A 25,211-nucleotide genomic window follows, 5' to 3' on the forward strand; every position below is an offset into this window, starting at 1 on the left:
CGCTGTGAATATCGGAGATGTAGCAGAACGTTCGGGTCTGCCTGCCAAAACCATCCGCTATTACGAGGATATCGGATTCATCAAACCCAGGCGCAGTCTGAACGGGTATCGACATTTCGACGAAAAGGAACTGCACAAACTGGCCTTCATCGGGCGGGCCCGTTCCTTGGGCTTTACCATTGAGGATTGCCGTTCACTACTGGCGTTGTACGAGGACAAAGAACGCGCAAGCGCGGACGTGAAGGATATCGCCAAACAGAACCTAAAAGAGATAGATGCCAAGATCGCGGACCTGAAGGCCATGCATGCTACACTGTCTCATCTGATCGACGAATGTGCTGGCGACCACCGCCCTGACTGCCCGATCCTGAAGAACCTCGGCCAAACTTAGATGCGCTCATCGTATGAACTGCCTCCGATTTTGGCAGTTTGTTACGTGTATTCGCGGGAATCAGCTTCATTTCGATGCAGCGCACCAACTCACCTGTTTTTTTCTCCGACTGGCTTGAACACACGTTACGTTCGTCCTAACTGCACGGGATGGAGTGGAAGTTCTTCTCAGTGTTGCGAATGACGTTTCTGACATGCGTCTGCTTGGCGATGACCTTCGTCGGCACTGTTGTGGTCGCGAGCAGTGACGTCAAAAACAGTAGCACCTCTGAGCCTCACGGCGTTTCAATGGCTGCAAAGTCATCAGACTTCAAACACGACCATAGCGGTTTGCATCCGACGACTGGCCAAATCCACACTGATAGCCACGTAAATCACAGCGGAGAATGTCATTCCGGCATCTGCTGCGTTGGTGAATATCCTACCCAAGTGAGTGTTGCTGTGTTGGCTACAGCTTTCGGGCAGCAAAACCGAAACATGGATTCGGAAACCCATCTGTCTCAGGGACCTCTGACTCCCGATCGTCCTCCTCAAATCTCCTGACATCCTCAGGCCCGCAAGCGCGGGCATTCATGTTGTTTCGGTTCCAGCATTCAATGCGACCGTCGGGAGATTATTATGCGTGGAAGATATGCGGCACTATCAGTACTTGCCTTGGCGTTTGGCCTGGGTGGAGGTGTCATTCTTGAAAGACTGTACCTGAATCCAATTGATCAGGGCCAGTCGAACGAACCAGAGGTCCTTTATTGGGTAGCACCGATGGATCCGAATTTTCGGCAGCCTGGACCTGGAAAATCGCCGATGGGTATGGATTTGATCCCGGTTTATTCTGGGCAGGAACCTACCGGCGACCCTGAAGAAGTCACCCTAAGCGCTGCGGAAATCAACGCAATTGGTGTGCGGACTGCGGTTGCACGCATGACTGATATCGAACCTCGCATCGAGACGGTGGGTTTCGTCGGCTTTGACGAACACCTGACCAATCACGTTCATACGCGTGTTGAAGGTTGGATTGAGCAACTGAAAGTTCGCGCGGTCGGTGATCGGGTTGAGAAGGGGCAAGTTTTATTTGAACTCTTTTCACCATTGATCGCAGCTGCGACCGGCGATCTTGTACGCGCAGTTGAAGCCGGTGACCCGCGGATTTTGGACGCGGCGCGCAATAAGTTGATCAGCCACGGTATGTCCGCACGTCAGGTTGCAGAGATCGAGGCGGGCGGTGAGTTGGTTCGAAATGTGCAAATTGAGGCGCCTCAAAACGGTGTTGTCATAGCGCTGAATGCCGCTGATGGAATGTACCTGCAGCCAGGCACGCTTGCGTTTTCGGTCACCGATCTTTCTGAAGTATGGTTGATCGTCGATGTTTTCGAACGAGATATTGCACGTTTGTCGGAGGACATGCGCGCAATAGCAAGGTTCGAGCACCTACCCGGTCGCACCTTCGAAGGCGAAATCGACTATGTTTACCCTGAGCTTGATCCGCAAACCCGAACTCTTCCCGTCAGACTGAGTTTCGATAACACCGACGGCGTTCTTCGGCCGGGCATGTTTGGCAGCGTTAGCCTTATACCGGATGAAAGCCGGAATGTTCTCACTGTTCCATCAGAGGCGCTAATTCGTACTGGTTCGGCGGAACGCGTCATCTTGAAAACAGGCGATGGTACTTTTCGCCCGAGACTGGTGACCACAGGTCTTCGAGACAGTTTCGGCGAGGGGGGTCGAACAGAAGTTCTGCAAGGGCTTGAACCCGGTGAGGAAGTTGTCGCATCCGCACAGTTTCTAATCGACAGTGAAAGTGCTTTGAGCGCCGGTTTCACCCGAATGGCACCAACGGATACCGAACCAGCACGCGGGGCAGGCACCCTGGTTTCACTCGATGCCGAAAATCGTATGGCAACTGTTCGTCACGATGTTCTCGAAAGCCTCGATTGGCCCGCAATGACTTCGCAGTTTCCGGTTAGGTCTGGTGTTTCGCTCGACCGTTTGAATGCTGGCGACGCGGTTGCTTTCGTGATCGCGCGGGGTGCGGATGGGCTTCTGAGCCTGATGGAGCTTGCGCCGGACGACGGTATTGCCGGAACTGGAGCTGGTGTTGCGCGCGCCGTCACTTCCGATGGCAAATTGACGCTTGAGCACGGACCAATCCCCGAGCTCGGTTGGCCGGCCATGACAATGGATTTGTCGGTTGTCGGAGTAGATCTCACTACCGTGCCTATCGGCATGCCAATTGAGTTTGATCTGGCTGAGGGAGAAGGGGGGATGTTCTCGATTGTGGCAATTCGCGAAGAGGGCTCCACGCCAACGGATTCTGTTGAACCTGAAGAAACCAAGACGCCTTCTGCTCCACCGATTGTGGTCACCGGCACGATCAACCTCGTTAATGCTGAGGCGGGAACTGCAAGCATCACTCACGGGCCGATGACTGAGATTGGTATGCCGGGGATGACCATGGATTTCCCATTAGAGCCGTCATTGGACCCTAACATGCTCGAAGTCGGTTCTGAAATGACTCTGACTTTCGCGCGTGCAGATGGCATGACAATGGTATTGGCCGAGGCAACGCCTATTGCGCCGCCGCTTCAGGTTTCTGGCCGGATTAACAGTATCGACGCAAACGCGCGGACCGCGAATGTAACACACGGTCCGATGACTGAGATCGGCATGCCGGGCATGACCATGGATTTCCCGGTTGCGGAGGGGATTGAGGTTTCTAACTTGCCTGTAGGGATTGATGTTTCTTTGATCCTTCGCCGCAATCCCGACTTTTCGATGACGCTGTTAGAGGTCGCGCTTGATGGGAGTGTTACGCAGTGATCACGGCCATCATTCGTTCTTCTCTTGCCAACAGGTTCGTCATCTTGGCCCTCGCATTCATGATAGGAGTTGCGGGTATTTGGGCCATTCGTGAGACGCCGGTTGATGCAATCCCGGATCTTTCGGATGTCCAGGTAATTGTTCGCACGCCATATCCCGGGCAAGCACCTCAAGTTGTCGAAAACCAAATCACATATCCACTTGCGACAGCCCTATTGGCCGTACCCGGTGCAAAAGACGTTCGCGGGTTCTCGTTCTTTGGAGACAGCTTTGTATATGTCGTCTTTGAGGACGGGACGGACCTCTACTGGGCTCGGTCGCGTGTGCTCGAATATTTGGGCCAGATTACCGGCAGCTTGCCTGAAGGCGTGTCACCACAACTTGGCCCAGATGCGACTGGGGTCGGGTGGATTTATCAGTATGCGCTGGTTGACAGAACCGGAAATCATGATCTGGCTCAGCTCAGGACTCTGCAGGATTGGTTTCTGAAATACGAATTACAAGCCGTGGAAGGCGTCTCAGAAGTCGCCACCATCGGCGGAATGGTCAAACAGTACCAGGTCGTCGTCGACCCAAACAAACTACGTGCCTATGACATAACACTTGCACAATTGAGGACGGCTATTCAGGCGGCCAACCGCGAGACGGGCGGCAGCGTCATTGAGATGGGTGAAGCCGAATTCATGGTCAGGTCATCGGGCTACATCGATGAATTGTCAGACCTTGCAAGCGCGCCATTGATGGTCAACGAGCGCGGCGCCGCTCTGACGCTTGGAGACGTCGCTGAAATCCGCCTGGGGCCTGAAATGCGCCGTGGTGTCGGGGAGCTCGACGGGCAAGGAGACGCGGTTGGCGGAGTGGTCATCCTGCGATGGGGTGGGAACGCATTAGCGACGATCAAAGCGGTGGAAGCGCGCATAGAAGAGTTGCGTTCAAACCTGCCGGAAGGGGTCGAAATCATAACGACCTACGACCGATCTGGTGTGATTGAGCGCGCTATCGATAACCTCCAGAAGAAATTGACGCAGGAATTCATCGTCGTTGTTCTTGTGTGCGCGGCTTTTCTACTTCATCTGCGGTCATCCCTCGTAATTCTTCTGTCGCTCCCTCTGGGAATCTTTGCCGCATTTATTCTGATGAAGGCGCAAGGAGTAAACGCAAACATCATGTCGCTCGGCGGCATAGCCATCGCTATTGGTGCGATGGTCGACGCATCGATTGTGATGATCGAGGCGATGCACAGGCGGTTGGAAAAAGAAAAGCTCACAGCAGAGAACAGATGGCGGATTGTGCAAGAGTGCGCGTCTGAGGTGGGACCAGCACTTTTTTATTCTCTGGCGATCATCACGGTTAGTTTTCTGCCTGTCTTCGTTCTGGAAAATCAGGAAGGTAGGCTCTTCTCGCCACTCGCTTATACCAAAACCTACGCCATGGCTGCAGCCGCCATCCTTTCGATAACGCTGGTTCCGGTCTTGATGGGTTACTTTGTAAGGGGGCGTATTCTACCGGAGCGAAAAAATCCGCTAAATCGCTTGGTCGTGTTCGTGTACCGCCCATTTCTGGACGCGGCAATTGCCTGGCCATGGGCAACAACACTGTTGGCCGGCGTTCTGGTGACGTCCATGTGGTACCCGTACCAGAGAATTGGCTCTGAATTCATGCCCGAGTTGAACGAAGGTGATTTTCTCTACATGCCGAGCTTCTACCCCGGGATCTCGACGGGAAAAGCCCGTGAGGTACTGCAGCAGACCAACCGCCTGATCGCGACCGTGCCTGAAGTCGAAACTGTTCACGGTAAAGTTGGGCGTGCGGAGACTGCAACCGATCCAGCACCTCTAACGATGGTGGAGACCACAATCCAACTCAAGCCGGAAGAAGAATGGCGCCCCGGCATGACAATGGAGAAAATCCGGAATGAGCTCGATCGTATCGTTCAGGTTCCGGGCGTTACAAATGTTTGGATCCAACCTATCAAGAACCGCATCGATATGCTTGCGACAGGTATCCGTACTCCTGTCGGTGTCAAAATATCCGGCACCGACTTGGAGGTCATTACAGATATAGGGATCGAAGTAGAGCGTGCGGTCGCTGATATTGATGGAACGGCTTCCGCCTACGCAGAGCGACCTGTTGGCGGGCGTTTCATCGAAATCGACGTCAAACGAGATGCCGCCTCCCGATACATGATGAGTGTTCGAGAAGTTCAGGACGTAGTGCAGACCGCAATTGGCGGTATGCAAGTGTCGGAATCTGTGGAGGGGCTGGAGAGGTTTCCTATAAACCTTCGGTACCCTCAGGCATGGCGAGACAGCCCGGAACGGCTCGAAAATCTTCCTGTCGTCACGCCGTCGGGTGCTCATGTGCCACTGTCCGCTCTCGCCGATATTCGAATAGTTGACGGGCCGGGAATGATACGATCAGAGAACGCTCGACGAACTGGGTTCGTGTTCATCGACATCGCGGGGCGCGACCTGGGCGGCTATGTGGCCGAAGCACAAGAGGTGGTTACAGAAAAGGTCGACCTGCCTCCAGGTTACTCGCTGACTTGGTCAGGGCAGTATGAGTACATAGAGAGAATGCAGGACAGGTTGACGATCGTTGCTCCTGCAACCCTGCTAATTATCACGCTCATGCTTTTCTTGGCGTTCAATCGGGTGATTGAGGTCGGGATAATTCTTGCGGCGCTCCCGGTCGCATTGGCAGGTGGGGTTTGGTTCTTATGGTATCTTAACTTCGATATCTCAATTGCTGTGCTCGTGGGCTTCATCGCGCTGGCGGGAGTTGCCGTGGAAACAGCGATTGTCATGTTGTTGTACCTCAATCTTGCTTGGGAGAAACGTCGAGGGCTGGCGCAATCGGAACAGCGAAAGCTGACACGTGACGATATCGAAGACGCGGTGTTCGAAGGAGCCGTTCTTCGGGTTCGGCCGAAGGTAATGACTGTAGCCACGATCTTTGCAGCACTGATACCCATCATGTACGGCACCGGTACAGGCTCTGAAATCATGCAGCGGATCGCTGCGCCGATGATTGGGGGCATGGTGACAGCGACCCTTCTTACGCTTTTTGTCATTCCCGCAATATTCGTGATTTGGAAACGGCTCGCGCTCAATCGCGTGAACCGAGAGATCTCCCACACGATCCAGGAAGTGCCCCCTGCGCTTCCGGCAGAATAATACCCACAACCTTGAAACAGGAGCATCTGATGAAAACTTTGACTGCAATTTTGGCCCTATTGGCCGTGTCTACAACATCCGGCATCGCGCAAACGAACCACGGCATGGACCATTCCAACATGCCCATGTCTTCCGAACAGATGGAAGGTGCGGTCCACGCAAAGGCTTTGGTGAACTCAATTGGCGACGAAACCGCTAACGTCAGCCATGATCCGATCCCCGAGATCGGGTGGCCCGCGATGACGATGGATTTGCAGCTTCTTGAGAATGCCCAGATGATGGGTGAGATCAGCGCAGGTGACGAAGTCACACTGATGTTGGTCAAAAGCGATGATGGTATGTATGCGATCGGCGCGATCATGAAAAACTGAGTCTGTTGATGCGGCAGCTATTCACCAATGATGTGATTGTTCGCCGTTTCAACGACTGTAGGAAATTCTATGAACTAAGAGAAATGGAGTAGGAGCCACTCAAGAACCAAATCGTATTTCAACGATCTGTGGCTCTGCTCATAAGTTATCAGTCCATTGTCGGTTAAAGGCGCTTTAAGCAATTCGTTGACTGATTGAAGCTCCAAAGCTCAGAAAATCTTCCGGCTATACTGATTGAACAGAGCAATCCAGGCAAGCAGTACACAAACTGCCAACGCTTCGGTATCTCCGGCCCGCGCCACTGCAGTTAAACTGCGCAAAATTCTGGAGCTACTTGCGCAGCCCAGTGGAAATCTGACCGACAAGCAAATCCCACCTAAAACATTTCACAATTGGAATGTGTGTACTACATTGTCGCCGAGATGACTTCACGCGGCCATTCAACGGACCAGCGTCGAATTGTCTGGGGCGTTGCCTTGTTGGTTTTTGCTTCAGTCGAAAACGCAGCGCGGAGCGGTCAAAATGAGGATATCTCCAGGGCGACGACTTGGGAAAACGATACGACATGACAGCTAACACAAGAGAGCACTGGGACGATGTCTATGGCGAGAAGTTTGACACCCAATTGAGTTGGCACGAGGATGATCCAGAGATATCGCTTGAACTCATCGAGTTGATCAGAGTGTCTAAGCCTTCATCCGTCATCGACATTGGTGGAGGTACATCTCGTCTTGCTGGAGCGTTGCTTGCGAAGGGGCTCCATGACGTGACAGTTCTCGATCTATCGCAGGTCGCGTTGGACACGGCCCGGGAAAGGTTGGGGCGCGCCGCTGAAACAGTCACTTGGATTTCTGCAGATATAACTTCTTGGGTCCCCGATCGCAGATATGACGTCTGGCATGATAGGGCGGTTTTTCACTTTCTCGTGGATACATCGCAACGCGCGGCCTATCTGGAAAGCGTGAAGAAAGGGGTAAAAATTGGCGGCCATGTGATCATTGCTACGTTTGCACTTGATGGGCCGGAGACTTGCAGTGGTCTCCCTGTCGCCCGCTATAGTCCGAGCGATATCGCCGTGCTTTTTGAGGAACACTTTGAACTCGTCGCGCATCGCCATCACCTGCACCAAACCTCTTGGGGGGAAAGTCAGTCTTTCCAGTTCAGTGTTCTCCGCCGCTGCGTTTGAGCCCACACCTGAAACTGGCCCAAAGCGGTACGCTTCCAATAAGCTTTCGGGGCATGCCGATTGTGTTCACAAGTTACGTTTGGCCCTCAAAAACTGGCAGAACCACCTTAGCGCACAAGCCGCCAGTTTCCCCGTTTAGCAATTCTATCGTGCCACCGTGCGACTGGATGATCGTACGTGCGATCGACAGCCCCAAGCCGGTTCCGCCAGTCTCTCGCGAGCGGGATGTTTCAAGCCGCACGAATGGGTCGAATACCGCATCGAGCATATGCTCGGGGATGCCGGGCCCCTGATCCTGGATCAATATTTTTGCCTCATTCCCCTCTTGCATGACTGAGACGTTGGCCCGGGCACCATACCGGCAGGCGTTTTCAATGATATTGCGCAGAGCTCGCTTCATCAGCATCGGCCGAAGCGTGACGGCCGGATTGTCTGCGACCGATACTTCAACCGTGTCACCGGCTTGCACAATGTCTTCGGTCGTTTTGGTTACGAATTCACCAATTGGGACGGTACTGGAAGGTTCGCGCGTGGCCACGCCCTTGGCAAATGACAGGGTGGAGTCCACCATCTCCTGCATTTCCTCGATGGTCTCGATCAGATGGTCACGGGTCTCCTCTTCCTCCACCAGTTCGGCGCGAACCCGCAATCCCGTCAGTGGCGACCGCAAATCGTGACCCAGCGCCCCCAATAGTCTGGTCCGATCGGCAACATAGCGAGTCAGCCTATCACGCATATGGTTGAACGCCTGCGTCAAATCTCGCACCTCGGTCGGACCAGAAACCGTCAGTTCCTGGACGTCTTCACCGCGACCAAACTGGTCTGCAGCCAGTGACAGGCGGCGCAACGGGCCGGTCAGCCGTGTCAGTAGAAACCAAATGGCTGCTCCAAGAATTAAAGTTGCAGTGAAACCGAAGCTGACGAAGGACTGCAAAGGCCATTGCAGAGGAGGGTTATGGAACCGGGTATCCACGTTGAGCCATTGATCGGTCGTCAGAGCGATCGACAGCTGCATTTCAATTGCGGAAACGTGATCACGCATCATTGCCATGTGCATTTCAGCCATTGTAGACGGAACACCTTCAACCGGCAGCATATCGGGAGAGAACTCATGCAACTCTACCCGGATGGGACGGTTTTCATAGCCTGGCAGAATTCTGCGGATTGTGTTTTCGACCGTCCCACCAGCGCTATGTCCTGTGTGATCGACCGCGGGCGTATCTGTAAGGCTGAAACGCACCAGTGGAGAGCTTGCTGCCCGCAGGATCGCGTCGTGCATCTCGGGTGGAGCTTCTTCAATCAGCCGCGCGATGTTTGCGGCGCGTCCGGCGGTTTCCAGGCCAAGGGCCATATGAACTGCCATTGAGCGTTCGTCGACGAACAGCCACAGGCTGACCAGTTGCGCGGCAGTCAGCGCGGCGATGATCAAAAGGATAAGCTGACCGCGCAGACTTTGGGCAAAGCCTTTCATTCCGTAAGCTCGCGCACGTCGGTCGACAGGCAATAACCGCCGCCCCTTACCGTGGTGATGAGCTTCGGGCGCGTTGGGTCAGCTTCGATCTTGCGACGCAAGCGGCTGACCTGGTTGTCGATCGTACGGTCGAACAAGTGCGGGCTGCGGCCGGCGGTCAAGTCCAGCAGTTCGTCTCGCGACAGGAGTTTGCGGGGCCGCTGCAGGAATACGGCCAGCAGCCGGACATCGGCGGTGGTCAGACTTTCTTCGGCCCCTTCGGCGGATATCAAGGTGCGACTGTCGGCATCCAGAACCCAGCTCCCAAAGGCGATCCGTTTGCCGCTCAGATCGCCAGCCGGAGGGGCGGTGGTTTCGGAACGCCGCAGGATCGCCTTGATCCGGGCCAGCAATTCACGTGGGTTAAATGGTTTGGGCAGGTAGTCATCGGCGCCGATCTCTAAACCCACGATACGGTCGGTGTCATCGCTGAGGGCTGTCAGCATCAGGATCGGCGGGCCACCGGCCGCGGACAGGCGGCGGCAGACCGACAATCCGTTTTCGCCCGGCATCATGATATCGAGTACGATAAGGTCAATCCGACCGGCCGCCAGTCGCGCGTCCATCTCGGTTGCGTCGCGCGCGGTACTGGCGCGCAACCCATTCTTTTCCAGATAACGGCTGACAGCATCACGGATTTCGCGGTGGTCGTCGACAATCAAGATATGTGGTGCTTCGGTCATGGCGCGATCATAGGCCTCGGCGCGGTACAAATCCCGGCTTTTTTGTAACCCTTTGTATCAGTTGGGCCGGCTGCGACACAACGATACAAACCGGGTTGAGTAGGAGGGTGGTGGCGCGGCCGAGGGCGGCCATATGCTTTGTGTAGAAACAAAAACCCGAGAGGTGAAAGTCATGAAAGTTACCTTCACGCTGGCCGCCGGAGCCATTGCCGCGACTTTGATGGCGCTGCCCGCGCTTGCCGCCGGTCAGCATGGCAGCAGCGCGCAGATGCAGGGCCATCAGGGCGGCATGATGCAGGGTGCGCCCGGCGGTATGATGGGCGATCACGCAGGCATGATGCAAGTGATGATGAAAATGCATGGTCAGATGATGGGTGGTATGCATGGTAAGGGTATGATGGGCGGCAACTGGCTGGCGGTTCTGGACATGGAGGTTCTGGACATGGACGAGGACGGTCGCCCGAGCGAATCTGAGATCGCCGAAGGTCTGAAGGCCCGGATGCAGGCGCATGACGTTAATGGAGATGGCAACCTGTCGATTGATGAGTTCGAAGCGCTGCATTCCGGAATGATCCGCGAAACTATGGTGGACCGATTTCAGCATCTGGATGCCAATGGCGATGGCGCGGTGACCACAGGGGAAATCGAGAAAGGCGCGAAGACGATGTCGCCGAAACACGGCATGAAGTCCTCGAAACCTGTGACAAAGTCTTCTGAAACCAACAACTGAAACGCAACCGTGTAGCCGGGTCATCGCACTCGGCCACAAACCACTGAGGAACAAAGCGATGATGGGGTATGGCGCTGGAATGGGGTTTGGCATGATTTGGATGTTGCTGATTGCAGTGTTGATCGTTCTGGCGATCGTGGCACTGGTCAAATACATCGCTAAGTGACCTCGGAATCCGTCACTCCCGTATAGGGGTGGAGGGCTATGTCATAGGAGGAACGAAAGCTGGAAGGCCTGCACAGCAATAGCCGTTTGGTTTTCATCGCGGTTTTGATCGCGTTGCTGATCGCCACCATCTGGTTGTGGCTGTCTGGCGCGTTGGACGCAGGACTATCGCGCGAAGTCATTACTGCGTGGGTGGATTGGGCCGGCCCGTTCGGACCCATTGTCATCATCGGCTTCATGACAGCCGCAGTGGTTGCCAGCCCAATCCCCAGCGCTCCGATCGCTGTCGCCGCCGGGGTGGCATATGGGCATGGGCCGGGAACCGCATTGGTTGCTATCGGGGCGGAGTTGGGGGCGCTGCTGGCGTTCCTGATAGCCCGTTGGTTGGGGCGCGACGCGCTGCGCCGGTGGTTCGGCGACAAGCTGGACATGGGGTTGCTTGGATCGCAGAATGCCCTGATGTTGACCGTGTTCACCAGCCGCCTGATGCCTTTCGTTTCTTTCGACATGGTCAGCTATGCCGCTGGTCTGACCCGACTTCAATTTTGGCGGTTCGCACTGGCCACCTTGGCTGGAATCTTGCCGGCCAGTTTCGTTTTGGCCCATCTGGGCAGCCAGATTACCGAAACCGCGACGGGCGGCACCAGCCTTGCGGTTATCGGGCTTGGGCTGTTGACGGGGGCGCCACTTATTTGGTTGGCTTGGAAACGCAAGATGCCCGTTGGCTCTTCAGACCACGAATTGAGCCAGATCAATGCGACCGATCCAAGCGGTCCTAAACTGTTGGAGAATGGAGGAAACCCTAAGTGATCCGCGCACAATGGATATCAACTGCGACACGGACGGGTCGAGCCATGGGCCGGCTGCAGGTCCTGTTGATCTGTGCGTTGGTGGTTTCGATGCTGATTTCTGTTGTGCCGTCCCATGCCGGGCATGACATCGCGAAGGCCGCCACCCAGGCCGAGCTCGTTATCGATGACAGCGGTGGGTATCCCGCGTCTCATCCATCAGAAGAATTAGACTGCTCAGTGCACCCGGGCTGTTATGCGATGGCAGTTATGGCGGCACCTGAATTGCTCTCGATGCGTATTGCTACGCTCGTAGCGCCAGAACGGTTCCGGCCACGCGCAAGCCTGCCGGTCGCACCACTACCACATCCGCCAAACCTGTCCTGAACGTGACCGGCAATGGCCCCGGAATCGCTCCGGGGTCTTGCCCAAGCCGTTGATTGCGGCCCAACTCAGTTCAGGACACTTACCATGCTTACCATTCTGTACTTTTTCGTCACGGGCGTGGTGCTATTCGCACTGTTGCGCCTGACCTGTGGTCCCTGTGTGATGGGGACACAAGAACATCATCCCGTTGTTCCGGTGACAACCCTTGGCTGGGCGCTCAGCCTGTTTCTGGCCGCAACCTACCTGCTGTGCGTGGCCTTTGACCTGATCTTTCCAAGTTTTGCCATGTACCGGGCTTGGATCGGCCTGATGCCCGGAATGACTTGGCTCAGCCTGCCCTCATTCCTGTTGGGACTGTTATGGGCGTTTCTCTACGGCTGGTACGCCGCGTTGCTGTTCGGCGGACTGTTCAATGTCTTTGCGGCTCGCACAAAACTCAACTGATTGAATGGACAAAGCCATGAAGGCCATCGCTCTGACCCTGCTTTTGACGCCCTTCCTGATGGCCGTCATCTACCGGATTTTTCTGCACGTGCCCGCCAAGGTGCGCGTTTCAGTTGACGAAAGGAAACCTAAATGACCCTGTTCAATCTGGCCGCTGGCCTGTCTGTAGTAGCTTTGACCGCGCCTTCACTCACGCTTGCGGCAACCGTGTTCATTCCCGAAGGCAGCGCGGACTCGGTTCTGGTGATCGACTCCGAAACCGGCAAGACCGTCGAGCGGCTGCCGAGGCTCGTGGCGGTCCATGGGCTGGCCGGCGCGCCCGGCGTTAAGTACTTGGTCGCGGGCAGCTACGCAGAAACCGAGGCCACAACGCCACCAAAACCCGAAGGTATGTCCCAGGACGAACACGCCGCGCACCACGCCAAGCGCGATGTCACCGTGTTGCCCAAAGACAAGGGGCGGAGCCTGCTGACGATCCTTAATGCGGAAACACGCGAGGTCGTCCGCCAGATCGAGGTTCCAGGTGCGGTGCATCACACTGCGGTCTCGCCCGATGGGCAGTTCGCGGTGGCGACCCATCCGGGCGGTGACGGTATTTCGATCGTCGATCTCGATAAGCTCAGCTTCCTTGGTTTCGTAGCAACCGGGCCAATGCCCAACTATGCGGTATTCGCGCCTGACGGCGACAGGGTCTATGTCACCAATACCAGCAACGGTACACTTAGCGAAGTGGATGTCGTCAAAGGCTTCGTCGTACGCAACATCCCCGTCGGCGAAGGCCCTGAGCATCTTGTACTTAACGCCACCGGCAGCGCCGCCTTCGTAGCCGACAGTGATGGTGGCAAGGCCTTCCGCGTAGATCTTGCCAGCGGTTCTGTCACCGAAACCTATGACATAGGAGGCGAGTTGCACGGGATCGGCCTGTCCGACCGCGAGGCCGTACTGTTCGTGGCCGCCAAAGGCACCGACCGGTTGTTGTCGATTGATCTTGCTACGGGCAAACAGCGCTCGACCAACCTGTCACCGGCACCCTATCACCTGACGACCATACCGAACTCAGGCAAAGTGATGGTATCAAGCCGAACCGAACCGAAGGTCTGGATCGTCGATCAAGTCAGCCTGACGGCTATTACCGAAGTGCCGATACTGGGTGAGGGCCACCAGATGGTTGTTCTGCCCTGAAGGACTGTGCCCGGCATTGTGTAATTAAACGGCTCTACGACCAAAGCTTAAACCAGGGAGCAGAACATGACAGAAGACCACGACATCAGAATCCACGCGAACGGTCCGACCGAGATCGCTTACGTCTGCCCCATGCATTCTGACGTGCGTCAATCTGGGCCCGGCGACTGTCCCAAATGCGGGATGCACCTTGTGCCCGAGGGCGAGGTGGATGCGCATGCGCATCACCATCATTCCGCGCATCATGGCGCGACGGACGACAACGGTGAATATGACATCGTTCCGACAGGCTATGACGGACCCGTATATACCTGCCCGATGCATCCGCAGGTGCGGCAAACCCATCCTGGGTCCTGCCCACTCTGCGGCATGGGGTTGGAGCTGGAAAGCGCGGCGATGGTGGACGAGGGGCCGAACCCGGAACTGGTGGATTTCACCCGGCGCCTGTGGGTAGGTGCGGTTCTGACGCTGCCGCTTTTGGTTTTCACGATGGGCCCCTACGTTGGGCTGTCTGGTGTGCGAGAGATTTTTGGTGAGCGAACAACCCTATGGATTGAACTGATACTTGGCACTCCGGTCGTTCTTTGGTGCGGTTGGCCATTTCTGGAACGAGGGTGGAATTCGTTTCGCACCATGAACCTGAACATGTTCTCGTTGATTGCCATGGGGGTTTCGGCCGCGTGGCTGTTCAGCGTTGTCGCCGTATTGATGCCCCACATATTTCCGGACGGTTTTCGAGATTCAGAAGGCCATGTTGGGGTCTATTTCGAGGCTGCCGCAGTTATCGTTACACTTGTTCTGCTCGGGCAGGTGATGGAACTGCGGGCACGCGAAGGCACAGGAAAGGCAATCCGCGCTTTGCTGGACATGGCCGCAAAGACCGCCCGCATTATCCGCCCTGACAGCAGTGAAGAGGAAATTCCGCTTGAAGAAGTACAGGTAGGTGACCGCCTTCGCGTACGCCCCGGCGACAAGGTGCCAGTAGACGGCATTGTACTCGAAGGGCGCTCATCTGTTGACGAAAGCATGATCTCTGGCGAACCGGTTCCGGTCGAAAAGGTACAAGGCGAGCCGGTCACAGGGGCCACAATCAACGGCACCGGTAGTCTTGTAATCGAAGCAACCCGAGTGGGCTCTGACACAATGCTGTCCCAGATTGTCGAAATGGTGGCCAACGCGCAACGCTCGCGCGCACCGATCCAGAAATACGCCGACAAAGTTGCCGGATGGTTCGTGCCAGCGGTCATTGGCATCGCTGTATTGGCCTTCATTGCATGGGCGGTTTGGGGACCGGCTCCGGCACTCTCCTACGCCTTGATCGCAGCGGTGTCGGTACTGATCATAGCTTGCCCGTGCGCGCTTGGCTTGGCCACTCCGATGTCGATCATGACGGCCACGGGGAGAGGTGCACAAGCCGGAGTTTTGATCAAAAACGCCGAAGCTCTGGAACGGTTCGAGAAGGTCGATACCTTGATCGTCGACAAAACTGGCACTCTGACCATGGGCAAGCCGCAGCTGGTGGCTGTGTTACCTGAACCCGGCCATGACGAGGCCGAGGTGCTGCGGCTGGCTGCGACGCTGGAGAAGGGCTCGGAGCACCCGTTAGCTGAGGCAATCGTCACAGGTGCCGAGGAACGTGGCGTGGCCCTGTCCGACGCCAGTGACTTCGAGGCGGTGACTGGTAAAGGCGTGAAAGGCACGGTGGATGGCCGCCCCGTCGCGCTCGGCAACCTGAAACTGGTCACCGATCTCGGACTCGAGGCGACCGATCTGACGGCCAAGGCCGATGCGCGCCGGGATGACGGCGAAACGGTAATGTTCGTGATGCTTGATGGTTCAGTGGCAGGGTTGGTCAGCGTCGCAGACCCGGTCAAGGAAACCACGCCTGCAGCACTGAAAGCACTGCACGAGTTGGGTTTCCGAATTATCATGGCGACTGGCGACAACGAACGCACTGCAAAGGCGGTGGCCGAACGTCTGGGTATCGATGAGATTCGAGCCGACGTTCTACCTGAGGACAAGGCCCGCATAATTCGCGAACTGCAGGAGAAAGGCGCAAAGGTCGCCATGGCGGGTGACGGAGTGAACGACGCACCCGCGTTAGCGCAGTCCGATGTGGGCATCGCCATGGGCACCGGCGCCGACGTGGCGATCGAAAGTGCAGGCTTCACGCTGGTCAACGGTAGCCTCGATGGCATCGTGCGCGCCCGAAGGCTGGCCCGCGCTACCATGCGCAATATCCGGCAGAATCTATTCTTTGCCCTGATCTACAACGCCTCGGGCGTTCCGGTGGCGGCGGGTCTTCTGTTCCCGCTTTTCGGCATCCTGATCAGCCCGATGTTCGCCGCCTTCGCCATGAGCGCTTCGTCGATTTCAGTGGTGTTAAATGCGCTGCGATTGCGGGGGGCGAAGATTTGAGCACGCACGAGCATAGTACGCACGGCGCCAGTGGCGCGCTGAAGCCCGGATCAATCTCGCTGACCGGGGCCGTCGCCATGGGTACCGGCGTTATGATCGGCGCGGGGATATTTGCACTGACCGGACAGATCGCCGGGCTGGCGGGGCCGTGGTTTCCGCTGTCCTTCGTGGTCGGGGCCGTGGTGACGGGTTTCAGCGCTTATACCTATATCGCCATGTCCAACGCCTGGCCCTCATCGGGCGGCATCGCCATGATCCTGACCAAGGCCTACGGGCCCGGGGCGGTTGCGGCGGCGGCCTCGCTGCTGATGGCGCTGTCGATGGTGATCAACGAAAGCCTCGTCGCGCGTACATTCGCGAGCTATGCGCTCCGCCCGTTCAACATCGAGAGCGGACCGCTGGTGCCTTTGGTCGCGGTTGCGCTGATCGTCTTTGCCTATGCGGTGAACCGGTCGGGCAACCGGTCCGTGGGGTTGTGGTCGATCATCATGTCGGCGCTCAAGATCGGCGGGATCGCAATATTCGGCATCGCCGCACTTTGGGCTGCGGGCGGAACCTGGCAGGTTCAGGGCTCGGAACCGGCCGCGCCGCTGGGGTTCGTCGCCTCGGTAGCCCTGTCGATCCTCGCCTTCAAGGGCTTTACCACCATCACCAACAGCGGGGCCGAGATCCTCGACCCGCACCGCAATGTCGGGCGCACCATCATGATCTCGATCGCGATCTGCGCGGTGGTCTACCTGCTGGTCGCCCTTGCCGTCGGTGTCAGCCTGCCGCCCGAGCAAATCCGCGCGGCGCAGGACTATGCCCTGGCCGAGGCTGCCAGGCCGGTGCTGGGGCAGGGCGGGTTCTACCTGACCGTGGCGCTGGCGATGGTGGCGACGGCCTCGGGGCTGATCGCCAGCGTTTTTGCTGTGTCCCGGATGCTGGCGATGCTGACCGACATGAAAATGATCCCGCACAGCCATTTCGGCATGACGGGCAGCATCCAGTCTCACACGCTGATCTACACGGTCGTGATTGCGGGCCTGCTTGCGGTGTTGTTCGACCTGTCTCGCATCGCCTCGTTGGGGGCGTTCTTTTACCTGGTGATGGACATGGCGGTGCATTGGGGTGTCTGGCGACGCTTGCGCGGTCAGATCAAAGCCCGTGGATGGGTCTTGTTAACCGCCCTGGCGCTGGACTGCGTAGTCCTGACCGCGTTCACAATACTCAAGCTGCGCTCCGACCCGATGATCGTAGTATATGCCGTTGCTGGCATCGGCTTGGTCTTCGTCTATGAGCGCATCTTTCTCAAACAATGGATCATCGAAAAGGAGGCAAATCAGCTATGACCCAATCAAATTTCGACGAAACCCGCGCCACACAGGAGACGACCGAAAGGGTCAGCTATGACGTAACGGCCGAAGCGCCCAAAACCGAAGATCAGACGGCCAACGGTGCCAAGCGTAATTGGCTCCCGGTTGTCATTGCGATCGCGTTGGGCGCCGCTGTTCTGGGCTGGGAATACCGCGAGACACTCTATCCTTTGCTCAGTTCTCCGTTGCTGTTCTTGCTGGTCTGCGTGGGCATGCATTTCTTAATGCATCGCGGCCACGGCAAACACTGAGAACGGCGCCCTGTATGGCTGGAGGCTTTGCGGCAAGAACACTGCGCAACAAGGAGCAGCAACGGCCAACTGATCAGAACAAATTTGTAACCCAATAAGGAAGGGAAATTGCCATGTTAGCAAATCCAATTCGGAGAGCAGCAATTGAACTGCACCTGACGGCCGGTGCACTGCCTGTAAAGGCATTGCACGGTGACACCGACGAAGATCACTCTGATGAATAGGGAATGGGGCATCGCGGTGAAGAAGAGGACCAAGGCGACTGATCCACCTCGTCCGAGTCCTATCATTCGATGAACCCGTCCTGACGCACAGGAGGAACAATATGTCTGAATTTTCTGAAAGACAGGCACCTTCAGAGCCTGAAACTCGGCGCGATTTCTTATACTTCGTCACCGGCGGTGCCGCCATCGTGGCCACGGGCACGGCGGTCTGGCCACTTGTTAACAGCATGAACCCCAGTGCAGACATCTCCGCCCAAGCCGTTGTCGACATAGATCTTGAAGGTGTCGGACCAGGAACGAGGATCACTGTTAAATGGAAAGGCAAGCCGATCTTTATAGACCACCGGACTAAAGAGCGGATCGCGCTGGCGATAGCAGAAGACGATGCACCAATGATCGACCCGCAACCTGACGCCGAGCGCGTACAGCGACCGGAATGGCTGGTAGTTATTGGCGTTTGCACCCATCTGGGATGCATACCACTCGGGCAGGGCGGCAGCGAACCCACCGGAGACTGGGACGGTTGGTTCTGTCCGTGTCACGGTTCACATTACGACACGTCTGGTAGAATTCGGAAAGGCCCCGCGCCCCGCAACCTCGATCTGCCCCCTTACGAGTTCGTCACCGACACACGGGTCAAAATTGGGTGACGGCGCGGTGAACTTTGTTCAGAGGCGCGTGCCTCACCAGGTTCGTTTGTCAGTCCTCGAATATCCCTCGATCAGCGCCGCGATGCTATGTGGCGGAATTCGACATGTACCCCGCTTTCTGGAGTTTTCGAGAAGAGACCTCGCCGTCATGTTCTGAACGGAACAATTCTAATCGCTGCGCTCAAGGTTTCTGCTTCGCCCATGTTTAGACATGCCATCTTGCCTTTTGACAGGATCGCATCTGAATTGCGGGTTGAGAGGAAACGCTTTGGTCCTGAACAAGGTGCTATTTCAACCCCGTGTAAGCCGCGCGGCGATCGCGACCTGTCCCAGCGCGGCCAGGATCGCAGCGATGAACACGGCTTCGATGGCGATCATGCTGACCACCACACCGCCCACAAGCGGCGCCAGCGCCGCCGGGGCCGCAAAGCTGTTGAACCACGCGGAATAGGCCGGGCGGCGGTCGTCGGGCGAGATCTCCAGCAAGTAGCCGAGATAGCCGATGGTCACGCCGTTCATCATCGCGCCGATCAGGAAGAACAGCACCGCGAAACTGGTCAGCCCCGAACCCGTGACCACAAGCAGCAAAACCAGCACCGGAGGTCCGAGACGCACCAGTGCCACTATCCCCAGCAGGCGCAATTTGCCCGCCTGGTCTCCGATGTGGCCCCAGAGCGGATTCGAGGCCAGCGCGCCGACAGTCTGCGCCGCCAACAGCGTTCCGACATCCGCCGCCCCGAGGCCGCTGCGGCTGGCGGCAACGACATAGAACGGCAACGCCATCAGCGTCGCTGCACCAAGCCATTGGAAGATCAGGAACAGCCGGAACCGGCGGTCCTGCCGCAGCGTCGAGAAACCTTCGCGCAGAAATCCAGGCAGATTGGCAGGACGGTCCCGTGGCGCCCTTGCAGCGGTAGCGGCCTCACCCGCGGAGACAAAAAGCGTCGCAGAGACGATCATCAGCACCGCGCCGAGCCAGAATATCAGCGCATAGGCCCTGAGCGGCGGCATCACGTCGAGCGCGAGTTGCAGAACGCCCGCCACCAGAACCGCCAGAACACCGCCGCCGAAAAAGCGCCAGGCCAACATCCGGCTGCGGCGCTCGGACGGGATCGCCCGGCCGACGATGTCGTTGTAGGGCACCGCGACCACGCCGCTGGCAAAGGCATAGACCGTCCACAATCCCAGCATCCCGAGCGCCAGCGGAACCGGAGGCCAATCGACCTGAGGCCAGTCGGCCCCCCACCACAGAAGAATACCAATCATCGCGACCGTGATCGCCCGCCCATAGGCACCAAGGGCGTAGAACGGCATCCGCCGATCGGTGCGCTCGGCGAGGTAGCCCACCGCGAACTGGGGCAGCAGCCAGCCAAGACGCAGGACCGTGCTGGCATAGCCCACGGCCAGCGCGCTACCGGTCAGCATATGCACCAGACTGGCCACTACCGTCGCGCTGTCCACCGCCGCCGACCCGCCCTGAAACACCGCACCAGCACCGGCGATCCGCCAAAATCTCGTGTCTTCGGGATTACGCCTTGCCATTCGCCGCCTCTGCCTCCGCCCGGGCGCGGCGGATGTCGATGCCGCTCTGCCACAACACCGTCAGGCCGATCCCGACCACCAGAAGGATCGTCAGCACATAGTTGAACAGGATCATCAGAAGGGCGGTTTCGTCCGGAACGCCAAGCACCTTGAGCGCGAACCCCGCCCCAAAGACAAAGCTCGCCGGGATGCGCACGAAACGACCCAGAACCATGGCGAACCCGGCAAACACCATCAGGAACAGGTAATCCCACGCGCTCAGCACCACGCCAACCGCCAGCCCGGCCCACAGGAAATGGGTTGTCGCCACCAGCTTACCCGCAATGGCTGCGGCAATGGCGGCGATGCGGCGGGCCCGTGCCTGTGGCCAGACAATCCCTTCACCGAGCGCGGTGCGCAGATACGCGCCATCGGCCCCGATGCGGGCGGCAGCCCAGTCGAAGAGTCGGCAGACCAGAGGGTCTTCGCTCAGAAGTGACGCGCGGAACCGGAACAGAACCCAAAGCAGGCTGCCGAAAAGCATCAGGTTCAACAGGCCCGCAACGCTCAATCCCAGCCGCAGGTCACCCTCGATCTGTGGAATCTGGCCGGCGGCGGCCACCGCTCCGGCAAAAAGGGCGAAAACGACGCCGTCGAGGAACCGGGCGATGATCGCGGTTGCAAGCACGGTCGCCATCTTCAAGCGGTCGAGCCGAGCAACCAGCCAGGCCCGGACCAGCGGGCTGATGCCGAGCGGGACAAGGACATTTGCGCCATAACCTGCCAGTAGCGCCCCCGTCAGCCGCAGGGTGCCGACCGGTTTCACGTCGAACAGGATCTGCCGCCACTTCCAGCCGCTCATCAGCTGCTCCAGCAGGATGGTGGCGGCAAGAATCGCGATCCAGAACATGTTGGCTCCGCGCAGGCCCTGCAGAAACAGCGCAAAATCGAGGCTGCCGTAGAGCGCAAACACCAGATAGAGCGCCAGGGCGGAGCCGAATATCGGCAGCAGCCACCGTTTCAGGAAGATCCGCATATGACATCCTCGCAAGCACCAAGACCCCAATGTTTTAACCTCCGTATCATGATACGGTGTCAAGATGCCGGTGAAGGAGGGAGACCGCGATGCAACCACTTAAGATCGGCCAGGCCGCGCGCGAGACCGGGATAGGCGTCGAGACGATCCGATTTTATGAAAGGAAGGGCCTTGTCACTCAGCCGCCGCGCCCAATTGACGGCGGCGCGCGGGACTATGGTGGTGACACGCTTTGGCGGCTGAAATTCATATCCGGCGCTAAGAAGCTCGGATTTTCGCTGGCAGAAATCGCGGAAATTCTGGAGTTGCGCACGGTACCAAATACCGAGTGCGTCGCGATGCAGGCCAGAGCGCGCAAAAAGCGGGACGAAATTCAGGAACGGATCGACGGGCTTGTACGGTTGAGGAACAATCTGGACGAGCTGATAGCGGCGTGTCCGGGGCGTGGTGGAATTCAGAACTGTTCGATCGTGGGTGCCATAGAACGCAGCAGTGAGAAATAGGCGCAATTCCGGCCTTGATCGGAGGGTAGCGGAGTTGCTTGCGAACCGGGTTATTGCCAAGCAAGACCCAGAGTGGCTGGTGCAGCGAAAAAAGGAGAGCGAGGGTTCCGTCTCCGAGCAGAGTTTGCGCCAGATCATTGTGAGAAATCCCTCCGTCGCCCAGAAAGCCATATCTGATGAGTATCCGAGGGTAACGAATATGGCAGTCTCGTATCTGCGATCCGCATTCAACCCTGCCGGTGCGCTTTCACATCGGTTCAAGACAAGTTTTCCCCGGAGGGAACATGACGACGAATAACCTGAGCCGCCGCCGCGTGATGCAAGGAGCCGCGGCCCTTGCGGGAAGCGCGGCGCTTCCCGCCTTCGCGAAAACCGACCGTTTCATCCATGTCCTGAAGGATCCGAATTGCGGATGCTGCGGCTCGTGGATCAAAATCATGCGGGCGGAAGGCTTTGAATTAAGCGTGGAAAACAGTGCCTGGGAGGCCTTGAACGCTTACAAAACCGCCAACGGTATTCCAGAGGGCATGATGTCATGCCACACGGGCCGCGCGGAGGGCTACATGATCGAAGGACACGTCCCGCCCGCTGACATCCGGCGCCTGCTGGGCGAACACCCGGATGCTGTCGGACTGTCGGTTCCCGGAATGCCGTTCGGCTCGCCAGGCATGGGGCCGGAAAGCGAACGCGAAGCCTTTGACGTCTTCCTGATCCGCAAGGATGGAACCACAGAGGTGTTTGCCAGCTACCCGGCCGTATGAAGTCCCGACGGCGCTGGCAAGATCCTGAAAAACACGGCGCTCGCTTGTTCTGCCCGGTTTACGTGACATTCTTCACGGCAAACCAGTTGATCCGTGACTTCACGCCTGCCTTGTCCTACCGGGCAAGTTCCAGCCTACGGTGAAAAAATACCTGCGTCCGCCAAGCCTGATGACCGGCTTTGCGGACAAAACCGACATCCCGGTCGCCGTATCAACCGCAGCATTTGTCGCCCGCCTGAATTGGCGGGCATGGGGCCGATCCGTAGGAACAGTAGACGCAGCAATCGCCGGGAAGTGGCTTCAGGACTTTTCCGCAAGATGTGCATTCGTAGAACCACTGGCACGCATCTGTTGGCATCGTTTCAGGTCTTGAATGTCCACATTCCGGGCAGATGATCGTGCTGACAAGGTTCGGGCGTTCTTCACTCATGGCGTCACATTAAGGTTATCAGGAAATCATTTATTCGGATTTCGTTGAGTACGATAACCCAAGCGATGGTCGTTAACGCAAAACTGCCTGTCAGCCACCATTTGAGGCGGTCGAGTGAACCATGGCGGTACGCGACGATGCCAGAGAGAAACAGCAGGGCCGTCGAACCGCCGAGCACGTAATAACTCGCGGCGGCAATCTTGCCAAATACGGCCAGCCAGCCCCCTCCCAAGCCAAGTAAAATCAAGGCCATCGGCAAGATGCAGCAGGTCGCAACGCCAAATGCGGTAAACGATCCAAGAAAACTCGCCCCTACAAACTTGCTCATAGTCTGCTTTCTCCGACTTTGACGATCTTGAGCGGAAGCCGGTTCGGCTTCCTCGATTTTTGCTTCGTGCGGTTTGCGAAATTCGACATCATGACCGACAATATGCATCCTGTAGTGGCTACAGGTTCAAGGGAAAGGTCATCACATGATTGCGATTGGCGAAGTGGCGAGATTGACCGGCCTGTCGGTCGAGACGATCCGCTACTACGAACGGGAAGGCATAGTCGAGAAAACCGGTCGAACCGCCTCGGGGCGCCGCGCTTACACGGAACGGGAAATATCCGAGCTCAGATTCATCAAACGCTGCCGCGATCTTGGCTTCACTATTCAGGATGCATGCGCACTTCGCGAATTGTCCAAAGCGCCGGAGCAAGCCTGTCGTGACGCCGAAGACGTCGCAACAAAACATCTCGACAAGGTCAGGTCAAAGATCGCCGCTCTCCAACGGCTGGAGCAAGCATTGGTAGAACTTGTGCAGACCTGTACTGAAGGAGCAGCATGCCCCCTGCTAACGGCGTTGCTCAACGAGCCTGTCGTCAAAGATGTCATTAGCGGTCACTAATTGCAGCGCCCGGAAAAACCGAAACTGCCTGTCTCAGTTTGGGGAGGAGCGGCTTCATTGTCCCAGTATTTCGTAACCTTAAGCGATGACGGCCGATCTGTGTTGTATTTTTGTTGAATGAGAGAATTGCGATCAGCTTACCCTCTAGTTCGCGCTGTTAGCTATGCCGGACTGGTGATGGCGTGGATGCTCTGATGCTGTCAACTAAGGAAGAAATACCAAAGAATCTGCAAATTTTTGCCGCTTTACCCCTAGAGGCTAAGAAGCAGTTGCAATGCCTCAAGGCACATGAAGGCTTGGAATAAAATACATTGGCCCCGGAAGTTTGGATACCTTCGAGGAACGAGCATGGAGAAGGCAGATATGACAAATCCCACGTTAGTTCAGAGAATGTTATCGAAAAACCTGCTGGGTTATCTCCCAATGATCTGTTTTATATGCAGCTTTTTTGTGTCTGCCGCTACATTACAAGCCTCTGAGCTTCCCTCGATCGGTCTTGACAGAAAGATTGAAGCGCCATCCGGTGCCAAAACACTATGCAAAGATTACTCTTGGGCGTGCGCGAGCGCTCGTAGTTCTGGTCTGTCCGTGGCACAAGAAAATCAGATCGTTAAAACGATCAACACGCGCGTCAATCGGAGAATCCGTGCCGTTTCGGATCAAAGCCAATACGGGACAAAGGAATACTGGACACTGCCGACGCAAGGGTCAGGAGATTGCGAAGACTTCGCTTTGCAAAAGAAGTTTGAACTTGTGCAGAACGGTGTGGATCCTACGAAGCTACTAATCGCGACCGTCTTGGACACCAATCGCAATGGCCATGCTGTTCTAGTCTATCGCTCGAGTGAAGGCGATTTGGTTCTGGACAATGTTACCAACAGGATCAAAACGTGGAAGGAAACAAGGTATCTTTTCCTACGAATACAGGACCCGATTCACCCTGATCGTTGGGTACAGGTTTCTAGCGGCTAAACCATTGGGTAGACATTGGTTGCCTCTCGCAATTGATGTCACGACCTGCATTGTTCTGGGCGCATAGTTGAGTTTCGATGCTCAGTCCGACTCGTCCATCTGCTTGTGTTTGCACCATTGCGTGTGAACGAATTCGATCCGCGCGCCAGATATCTCGGAGGTGTCGTATTGGCCTACTGTTGGGATTCCGCAAGCCATACACGTAGACAATGGGCGCGTTTCCGCAGCGAAACCTTCCATTTGACCCGCTCAGATTGGAGTATCTCCGTCAAGTAAAGGCCACCGGGTCGAGCGCGTTACGGCGAAGATATCGAACGCCTGATTAGGACGACCATGGAGGCCGTTCATCTACTTTAGGGAAGAACGCAATTATC

At 56.9% G+C, this 25,211-nt stretch carries 24 protein-coding genes; 18 read left to right on the forward strand and 6 right to left on the reverse strand.

Annotated features, from left to right (window positions below):
- Positions 1 to 4 precede the first annotated feature (4 nt).
- The 5 genes from cueR to ACXADZ_RS18130 all read left to right on the forward strand — a co-directional run bounded on the left by cueR (position 5) and on the right by ACXADZ_RS18130 (position 7,937).
- The gene (gene cueR, locus ACXADZ_RS18110; RefSeq protein ID WP_152460772.1) at positions 5 to 391 is read left to right on the forward strand and encodes a Cu(I)-responsive transcriptional regulator; all 387 of its coding nucleotides are present in this window, start codon (positions 5 to 7) and stop codon (positions 389 to 391) included.
- Positions 392 to 1,008: 617 nt separating this feature from the next.
- On the forward strand, positions 1,009 to 3,204 hold the full coding sequence (locus ACXADZ_RS18115; protein ID WP_170634709.1) for an efflux RND transporter periplasmic adaptor subunit: 2,196 nt from the start codon (positions 1,009 to 1,011) through the stop codon (positions 3,202 to 3,204).
- The gene (locus tag ACXADZ_RS18120) at positions 3,201 to 6,380 is read left to right on the forward strand and encodes an efflux RND transporter permease subunit (RefSeq protein ID WP_170602099.1); all 3,180 of its coding nucleotides are present in this window, start codon (positions 3,201 to 3,203) and stop codon (positions 6,378 to 6,380) included. The genes ACXADZ_RS18115 and ACXADZ_RS18120 overlap by 4 nt, the downstream gene beginning before the upstream one ends.
- A 29-nt stretch (positions 6,381 to 6,409) precedes the next feature.
- A complete protein-coding gene (locus ACXADZ_RS18125) occupies positions 6,410 to 6,751 on the forward strand; it encodes a copper-binding protein (RefSeq protein ID WP_170417920.1) in 342 nt (113 codons plus the stop codon).
- Positions 6,752 to 7,316: 565 nt separating this feature from the next.
- The gene (locus tag ACXADZ_RS18130) at positions 7,317 to 7,937 is read left to right on the forward strand and encodes a class I SAM-dependent methyltransferase (protein WP_170417923.1); all 621 of its coding nucleotides are present in this window, start codon (positions 7,317 to 7,319) and stop codon (positions 7,935 to 7,937) included.
- A 73-nt stretch (positions 7,938 to 8,010) separates the two neighbouring features.
- Here ACXADZ_RS18130 and ACXADZ_RS18135 read toward each other — a convergent pair whose 3' ends face one another.
- Together ACXADZ_RS18135 and ACXADZ_RS18140 are read right to left on the reverse strand one after the other, a co-directional pair.
- A complete protein-coding gene (locus tag ACXADZ_RS18135) occupies positions 8,011 to 9,408 on the reverse strand; it encodes an ATP-binding protein (RefSeq protein ID WP_475198680.1) in 1,398 nt (465 codons plus the stop codon).
- Positions 9,405 to 10,130, reverse strand: coding sequence for a response regulator (locus ACXADZ_RS18140; RefSeq protein WP_170634701.1), 726 nt, complete (start codon positions 10,128 to 10,130; stop codon positions 9,405 to 9,407). Before ACXADZ_RS18140 ends, ACXADZ_RS18135 begins: the two co-directional genes overlap by 4 nt.
- A gap of 172 nt (positions 10,131 to 10,302) precedes the next feature.
- Between ACXADZ_RS18140 and ACXADZ_RS18145 the strand changes: the two genes are divergently transcribed.
- From ACXADZ_RS18145 to petA, 9 genes are all read left to right on the forward strand, one after another.
- On the forward strand, positions 10,303 to 10,860 hold the full coding sequence (locus ACXADZ_RS18145) for an EF-hand domain-containing protein (RefSeq protein ID WP_247748071.1): 558 nt from the start codon (positions 10,303 to 10,305) through the stop codon (positions 10,858 to 10,860).
- Between the two features lie 252 nt (positions 10,861 to 11,112).
- The gene (locus tag ACXADZ_RS18150; RefSeq protein WP_371811950.1) at positions 11,113 to 11,835 is read left to right on the forward strand and encodes a TVP38/TMEM64 family protein; all 723 of its coding nucleotides are present in this window, start codon (positions 11,113 to 11,115) and stop codon (positions 11,833 to 11,835) included.
- On the forward strand, positions 11,832 to 12,200 hold the full coding sequence (locus ACXADZ_RS18155; RefSeq protein ID WP_267362940.1) for a hypothetical protein: 369 nt from the start codon (positions 11,832 to 11,834) through the stop codon (positions 12,198 to 12,200). Before ACXADZ_RS18150 ends, ACXADZ_RS18155 begins: the two co-directional genes overlap by 4 nt.
- Before the next feature lie 84 nt (positions 12,201 to 12,284).
- A complete protein-coding gene (locus ACXADZ_RS18160; protein WP_170634699.1) occupies positions 12,285 to 12,644 on the forward strand; it encodes a hypothetical protein in 360 nt (119 codons plus the stop codon).
- A gap of 132 nt (positions 12,645 to 12,776) precedes the next feature.
- Positions 12,777 to 13,826: a YncE family protein gene (locus ACXADZ_RS18165; protein ID WP_170634697.1), complete on the forward strand. Its 1,050-nt coding sequence runs from the start codon at positions 12,777 to 12,779 to the stop codon at positions 13,824 to 13,826.
- Between the two features lie 132 nt (positions 13,827 to 13,958).
- Positions 13,959 to 16,244, forward strand: coding sequence for a copper-transporting P-type ATPase (locus tag ACXADZ_RS18170; RefSeq protein WP_170634748.1), 2,286 nt, complete (start codon positions 13,959 to 13,961; stop codon positions 16,242 to 16,244).
- The gene (locus tag ACXADZ_RS18175; RefSeq protein WP_475198682.1) at positions 16,241 to 17,575 is read left to right on the forward strand and encodes an APC family permease; all 1,335 of its coding nucleotides are present in this window, start codon (positions 16,241 to 16,243) and stop codon (positions 17,573 to 17,575) included. The genes ACXADZ_RS18170 and ACXADZ_RS18175 overlap by 4 nt, the downstream gene beginning before the upstream one ends.
- Positions 17,572 to 17,850, forward strand: a complete 279-nt coding sequence (locus ACXADZ_RS18180; protein ID WP_170634695.1) for a DUF2933 domain-containing protein — start codon at positions 17,572 to 17,574, stop codon at positions 17,848 to 17,850. The genes ACXADZ_RS18175 and ACXADZ_RS18180 overlap by 4 nt, the downstream gene beginning before the upstream one ends.
- A gap of 325 nt (positions 17,851 to 18,175) precedes the next feature.
- A complete protein-coding gene (gene petA / locus ACXADZ_RS18185; RefSeq protein WP_170634693.1) occupies positions 18,176 to 18,724 on the forward strand; it encodes a ubiquinol-cytochrome c reductase iron-sulfur subunit in 549 nt (182 codons plus the stop codon).
- Between the two features lie 291 nt (positions 18,725 to 19,015).
- On the opposite strand, the gene ACXADZ_RS18190 is transcribed toward petA, so the two are convergent.
- Together ACXADZ_RS18190 and ACXADZ_RS18195 are read right to left on the reverse strand one after the other, a co-directional pair.
- Positions 19,016 to 20,266, reverse strand: a complete 1,251-nt coding sequence (locus ACXADZ_RS18190) for an MFS transporter (RefSeq protein ID WP_475198684.1) — start codon at positions 20,264 to 20,266, stop codon at positions 19,016 to 19,018.
- The gene (locus ACXADZ_RS18195; RefSeq protein ID WP_170634689.1) at positions 20,253 to 21,281 is read right to left on the reverse strand and encodes a lysylphosphatidylglycerol synthase domain-containing protein; all 1,029 of its coding nucleotides are present in this window, start codon (positions 21,279 to 21,281) and stop codon (positions 20,253 to 20,255) included. The genes ACXADZ_RS18190 and ACXADZ_RS18195 overlap by 14 nt, the downstream gene beginning before the upstream one ends.
- A gap of 89 nt (positions 21,282 to 21,370) precedes the next feature.
- On the opposite strand from ACXADZ_RS18195, the gene ACXADZ_RS18200 reads away from it, so the two are divergent.
- Both ACXADZ_RS18200 and ACXADZ_RS18205 read left to right on the forward strand, forming a co-directional pair.
- Entirely contained in the window at positions 21,371 to 21,784 is a 414-nt protein-coding gene (locus ACXADZ_RS18200) for a heavy metal-responsive transcriptional regulator (protein ID WP_170634687.1), read from the forward strand.
- A gap of 284 nt (positions 21,785 to 22,068) precedes the next feature.
- Entirely contained in the window at positions 22,069 to 22,545 is a 477-nt protein-coding gene (locus tag ACXADZ_RS18205; RefSeq protein WP_170634686.1) for a DUF411 domain-containing protein, read from the forward strand.
- A gap of 211 nt (positions 22,546 to 22,756) precedes the next feature.
- On the opposite strand, the gene ACXADZ_RS18210 is transcribed toward ACXADZ_RS18205, so the two are convergent.
- Together ACXADZ_RS18210 and ACXADZ_RS18215 are read right to left on the reverse strand one after the other, a co-directional pair.
- On the reverse strand, positions 22,757 to 22,975 hold the full coding sequence (locus ACXADZ_RS18210; RefSeq protein ID WP_247748072.1) for a GDCCVxC domain-containing (seleno)protein: 219 nt from the start codon (positions 22,973 to 22,975) through the stop codon (positions 22,757 to 22,759).
- A 4-nt stretch (positions 22,976 to 22,979) separates the two neighbouring features.
- Entirely contained in the window at positions 22,980 to 23,303 is a 324-nt protein-coding gene (locus tag ACXADZ_RS18215; protein WP_170634684.1) for a hypothetical protein, read from the reverse strand.
- A gap of 145 nt (positions 23,304 to 23,448) precedes the next feature.
- Between ACXADZ_RS18215 and ACXADZ_RS18220 the strand changes: the two genes are divergently transcribed.
- On the forward strand, positions 23,449 to 23,865 hold the full coding sequence (locus tag ACXADZ_RS18220) for a MerR family transcriptional regulator (protein ID WP_170634682.1): 417 nt from the start codon (positions 23,449 to 23,451) through the stop codon (positions 23,863 to 23,865).
- Positions 23,866 to 24,213: 348 nt separating this feature from the next.
- Complete coding sequence (locus ACXADZ_RS18225; protein ID WP_247748073.1) at positions 24,214 to 24,837, forward strand: transglutaminase-like cysteine peptidase; 624 nt, start codon at positions 24,214 to 24,216, stop codon at positions 24,835 to 24,837.
- The last annotated feature ends 374 nt before the right edge of the window (positions 24,838 to 25,211 follow it).

Source organism: Ruegeria sp. ABM4_193 (assembly GCF_056158705.1).